Source organism: Streptomyces lonarensis, assembly GCF_012033735.1.
In the GTDB taxonomy this organism is placed as follows: Bacteria; Actinomycetota; Actinomycetes; order Streptomycetales; family Streptomycetaceae; genus Streptomyces; species Streptomyces lonarensis.
Window position 1 is genome coordinate 1 of record NZ_JAAVJD010000381.1, and the last position, 3,191, is coordinate 3,191.

The 3,191-nt window shown below is 75.0% G+C and carries 5 protein-coding genes; all 5 read left to right on the forward strand.

Going from position 1 to position 3,191, the window contains the following annotated elements; all coding sequences use genetic code 11:
* A partial coding sequence (locus HCN56_RS24725) for a DAK2 domain-containing protein (protein WP_167974759.1) occupies positions 1-197 on the forward strand: 197 nt, incomplete at its 5' end.
* Positions 194-655 carry a ribose-5-phosphate isomerase gene (locus HCN56_RS24730; protein WP_167974761.1) on the forward strand — a complete coding sequence of 154 codons (462 nt, stop codon included), beginning with the start codon at positions 194-196 and terminating at the stop codon, positions 653-655. The genes HCN56_RS24725 and HCN56_RS24730, both read left to right, overlap by 4 nt.
* On the forward strand, positions 655-1,428 hold the full coding sequence (locus tag HCN56_RS24735) for a triose-phosphate isomerase family protein (protein WP_167974763.1): 774 nt from the start codon (positions 655-657) through the stop codon (positions 1,426-1,428). The genes HCN56_RS24730 and HCN56_RS24735 overlap by 1 nt, the downstream gene beginning before the upstream one ends.
* Positions 1,425-2,228, forward strand: a complete 804-nt coding sequence (locus HCN56_RS24740) for a sugar phosphate isomerase/epimerase family protein (RefSeq protein ID WP_312871439.1) — start codon at positions 1,425-1,427, stop codon at positions 2,226-2,228. Before HCN56_RS24735 ends, HCN56_RS24740 begins: the two co-directional genes overlap by 4 nt.
* Complete coding sequence (locus tag HCN56_RS24745; RefSeq protein ID WP_167974765.1) at positions 2,228-3,103, forward strand: phosphogluconate dehydrogenase C-terminal domain-containing protein; 876 nt, start codon at positions 2,228-2,230, stop codon at positions 3,101-3,103. The genes HCN56_RS24740 and HCN56_RS24745 overlap by 1 nt, the downstream gene beginning before the upstream one ends.
* The last annotated feature ends 88 nt before the right edge of the window (positions 3,104-3,191 follow it).

Here is a 3,191-nt window from a genome sequence, read left to right on the forward strand (position 1 = left end):
TGATGGCCGCCGCCTGGGTCGGACTCGCCGCCGACCTGCTGCCGCGCCGCGGCCGCGCCCGCCCGCACGCGGAGCGCTCGCTCGGCACCCCCGACGCCGGCGCCCACTCCCTCGCCCTGATCGTGCGCGCCGTCCACCCGGTGCTGACCGGCGCCGCCACGCCCACCGACCGCCCCACGCCGAAGGACACACCATGACCGACCCGCTCCGTATCGTCATCGGCTGCGACGACGCCGGCTACGCGTACAAGGAGGCGCTCCGCCGGGACCTCGACGCCAGCGACCTCGTCTCCTCCGTCACCGACGTCGGGGTGGACGCCGACGGCCACACCGCCTACCCGACCGTCGCCTTCGCCGCGGCCGAGATGGTCGCCCGGGGCGAGGCCGACCGCGCGCTGCTGATCTGCGGCACCGGACTGGGCGTCGCCATCGCCGCCAACAAGGTCCGGGGCATCCGCGCCGTCACCGCGCACGACTCCTTCTCGGTGGAGCGGTCCGTCCTCTCCAACAACGCGCAGGTCCTCACCTTCGGACAGCGCGTCGTCGGCCTGGAGCTCGCCCGGCGGCTGGCCGCCGAGTGGCTGACCTACCGCTTCGACGAGAGCTCCCCGTCCTCGGCCAAGGTGCGCCTGATGTGCGACTACGAGGCCGCCTGATGACGCCCCCGCCGACCCCGCTCACCATCGGCGTCAGCCTCAAGATGTACTTCGGCCACCACCGCACCCTCAACTGGGCCCGCCGCGTGGCCGCGCTGGCCGACTCCCACCCGGCGATCACCGGCGGCGCCGCGCGCCTGTTCGTGCTGCCCTCCTTCCCGGCACTGGTACCGGTCGCCGGGGTGCTCGCCGGCTCGGGCGTCGAGATCGGCGCCCAGGACGTCGCCACCGCCGACTCCGGCGCCTACACCGGCGAGGTCGGCGCCCCCTACCTCAGCGAGATCGGCTGCCGCTACGCGGAAGTCGGCCATGCCGAACGGCGCACCCTGTTCGGCGAGGACGACGCCACGGTGGCCGCCAAGACCGCCGCCGCACTCCGCAACGGGCTCACCCCGGTGCTTTGCGTCGGCGAATCGGAGGCCGGGCCGGCGGAGGCCGCGGCGCGCACGGTCGTCGCCGAGCTCGACCGGGTCACCGCCGGGCTGACCGGCTCGCCGGTGGTCGCCTACGAGCCGCGCTGGGCGATCGGCGCCGCGGCCGCCGCGCCGGAGGAGCACATCACCACCGTCTGCCGCGCCCTCACCGCGCACCTCGCGCAGACGGAGCGGCTCGCCGGCTCCACGGTCATCTACGGCGGGAGCGCCGGCCCCGGCCTGCTCACCCGGCTGCGCCCCCACGTCGACGGACTCTTCCTGGGCCGGTTCGCCCACGACCCCGACGCGCTGGCCGCCGTCCTGGACGAGGTGCCCACCGGGGCGGGGGCGGTCCGGTGACCTCCTACGGCATCAGCACCTACGCCTACTTCTGGCGGCACTCCGCGCGTGCCCCCCGGCCGATGACGCTGGAGGAGATGTTCGCCGACACCCGCGCCCTGGGCGGCGAGGTCTTCCAGATCTGCGACTACCCGCCGCTGGCCGGGTACGACCGGGCGCGCCTCGCGGAGGTGCGCGCCGCCGCCGACGAGGCGGGCCTGCGGCTCGAGGTGGGCACCCGCGGCATCCGCCCCGCCCACCTGCTGCGCCACCTCGAGATCGCCCACGCGCTCGGCGCCACGCTGGTCCGCTCCATGCTCCACACCCCCGACCACCGCCCCGGCCCCGCCGAGGCCGCTGACCTGCTGCGCCCCACCGTCGCCGCCTACGCGGACCAGGGCGTGACCCTCGGGCTGGAGACCTACGAACAGGTCGCCACCCGGGACCTCATGTCGGTGGTCCACGCGGTGGACGACCCCCACCTCGGCGTCGTGCTGGACCCGGGCAACTGCGTGGCCCGCCTGGAGCACCCGGCCGACGTCGTCGCCGCCACCGCCGAGCGCACCGTCAACATCCACGTCAAGGACTTCGCGTTCACCCGCCGCGACGGCTGGGTCGGCTTCACCTACGCCGGCGCGCCGCTGGGGGAGGGGCTGCTCGACCACGCCGCCACCGTGGCCGCCGTCCGGCCCGCCGAACGCGGCGTCAACCAGATCGTCGAGCACTGGCTCCCCTGGCAGGACGAGGGCTTCGACGCCACCGCCCGCCTGGAGGACCGCTGGACCCGCCACAGCATGACCACCCTACTGAGGAGCGAGTAATGGGCACCGAGACCGACAACGCGGCCGGCACCACCACCATCGCCGTCGTCGGCGCCGCCGGGAAGATGGGGCGCCGCGTCTCCGACAACCTGGTCACCACCGACCACCGGACCCTCTACTGCGAGGCGTCCCCCGCCGGCCAGGAGTACATCCGCTCCCTGGGACGCGAGGTCACCGACTCCCGCGAGGCCGCCGCCGTCGCCGACGTGGTGATCCTGGCCGTCCCCGACCGGGTGCTGGGCCCCGTCTCGGCGGAGCTGGTCCCGCTGCTGCGCCCCGGCACGGTCGTCCTCACCCTCGACCCGGCCGCCGCCTACGCCGGGCTGCTCCACCCGCGTGAGGACGTCCACTACGTCTGCGCGCACCCCTGCCACCCGTCGGTCTTCCTGGAGCGGACCACCGCCGAGGAGTGGGCGGACACCTTCGGCGGCATCGCCGCGCCGCAGGACGTCGTCGCGGCGTACGAGGGCGGCGACCCGGAGCGGCAGCGGCTGGCGGAGGACGTCATCCGCGCCATGTACGCCCCCGTGCTGGACGTGCACTGGGTGACGGTGAAGCAGCTGGCCGTCCTGGAGCCCACCCTGGTGGAGACCATCGCCTGCATGGTCGGCGCCCTGCTGACCGAGGCGCTCCACGAGACCGTGCACACCGTGGGCGTCCCCGAGGCCGCGGCACGCGCGATGCTGCTGGGGCACACCCAGGTGGCGCTCGCCAACACCCTCAAGGGGTCGAACCCGTTCTCCGACGCCTGCCTCATCGCGATGGACTACGGGCGGGAGTCGATCGTCCGCGAGGACTGGAAGAAGGTCTTCGACGACGGCGAGCTGGACAAGGTCATCGCGCGGATGCTGCAGATCGACGGCGTCCGGCGCTGACCGCCCCGGGCCGCCTCCCCGCGGCCCCGGCGCGGCCGCGTCTTCCCCCGCGGCCGCGGGCGTCCCGGAGGGCGCCGCCCTCCGGGAC

What these genes read in the sequence shown, in the direction of transcription:
- HCN56_RS24745 (WP_167974765.1), top strand. Translation starts at nt 2,228, where the DNA reads ATGGGCACCGAGACCGACAACGCGGCCGGCACCACCACCATCGCCGTC.
- HCN56_RS24730 (WP_167974761.1), top strand. Translation starts at nt 194, where the DNA reads ATGACCGACCCGCTCCGTATCGTCATCGGCTGCGACGACGCCGGCTAC.
- HCN56_RS24735 (WP_167974763.1), top strand. Translation starts at nt 655, where the DNA reads ATGACGCCCCCGCCGACCCCGCTCACCATCGGCGTCAGCCTCAAGATG.